At 60.7% G+C, this 1,374-nt stretch carries 2 protein-coding genes; one reads left to right on the plus strand and one right to left on the minus strand.

Features of this window, described 5'->3' with window-relative positions:
* Positions 1 to 665 (minus strand): penicillin-binding protein activator (locus tag AAC083_RS20585; protein ID WP_258224794.1); only part of this gene is annotated, 665 nt, incomplete at its 3' end.
* A gap of 199 nt (positions 666 to 864) precedes the next feature.
* Between AAC083_RS20585 and rsmI the strand changes: the two genes are divergently transcribed.
* The coding region (gene rsmI, locus AAC083_RS20590; protein WP_108537594.1) for a 16S rRNA (cytidine(1402)-2'-O)-methyltransferase at positions 865 to 1,374 on the plus strand (510 nt) is incomplete at its 3' end.

The following is a 1,374-nucleotide window of genomic DNA, read 5'->3' on the forward strand; positions in this document are numbered from 1 at the left end:
GTATTGAGGTTGCTGGTTGCCAGATCACCCAGACCCGCCGGCATGTCTTTCTGGGCCGGGTGGTGCGGGAAGGCTTGCTTCCAGCCCGCCAGCTGGCGGGCCATCTGATTGGGCTGGGCACCGAACTCGTTCACCAGTGCTGCCAGTCGTAGCCAGCCAGTGGTCACATCGGGGGCGGGGGCTTCTTCCAGCGCCTGCAGGGTGGACGGGGTCATGCTTTTCAGTAGTGACCAGATCTGCTGATGGTTGGTCGCCAGCTCATTCTGGGTCAGATAGGGCTCCAGCAGGATCAGCGATTTGGCGGCTCCAAACTTGTTGTTGATGTCCAGTTGCAGTACTACCCGCTGGCGATACCAATCCTTCTGGGTATCGGCATCCAGCGCTACCTCCGGCTTGCCCTCCAGCAGGATCAGCGCCTGGTTGGCGTTGCCCTGGGCGAGCAACAGATGTGCCTGCAACAGTTGCAACTGCGCATTCTGCTCCGCGCTCTGGGCCTGCTTCTGCAGTTGCTGGTACAGGGCCGAGGCCGGTTTGGCCTGGCCGAGTGCCAGATAGCTGCGCGCCGCCATCACCTGCCAGGTGAAGGCGTCGGCCGGTTTGGCTTGGTCCACCTGCTCCAGATACCACTGGGCATTCTTGGTCAGATTGGAGAACGCAGACGGCATGCCTGGTTGCACGGAAGGTTGGTTGGGCTCCGACGCACAGGCGGCGAGCAGTACTGCCGCGAGTAGGATGCCGAAGAGTCGTGATACACTTAGCTGCTTTGTAACCCGGTTCAAGTTCATTCCCCGACCAGTGTTGAAGTTCTCCATAGTGTAAACGGGCCAATATGGCGACACAATTGTCGGGACACTCGGAGATCCCATGAGTGACATCCCAACCCTGTATATAGTCCCCACACCGATCGGTAATCTGGCGGACATCACCCAGCGTGCATTGGACATTTTACGCAGTGTCGATCTGGTGGCTGCCGAGGATACGCGTCATACCGGTATCCTGCTCAGCCATTACCAAATCTCGGTGCCGACCTTCGCGCTGCACGATCACAACGAGCAGCAGAAAGCCGATGTGCTGATCGGCAGGATCAAGGAGGGCAAGAACGTCGCCCTGGTCTCGGATGCGGGCACCCCGCTCATCAGCGACCCCGGTTACCACTTGGTCACCCGCTGTCGTGAGGCCGGGGTCAAGGTGGTGCCGCTGCCCGGTCCCTGTGCCGCCATCACGGCGTTGAGCGCCGCTGGCCTGCCGACCGACCGCTTCGCCTTCGAAGGGTTCTTGCCCGCGAAGACCAAGGGGCGTGATGATCGGTTACAGGCGGTAATCGAAGACACCCGTTCGCTGGTGTTCTATGAATCCCCGCGCCGGGTGCAGGAT

The sequence above is a fragment of the Aeromonas sp. HMWF014 genome, from assembly GCF_963878295.1.
Taxonomy (GTDB): Bacteria; Pseudomonadota; Gammaproteobacteria; order Enterobacterales; family Aeromonadaceae; genus Aeromonas; species Aeromonas popoffii.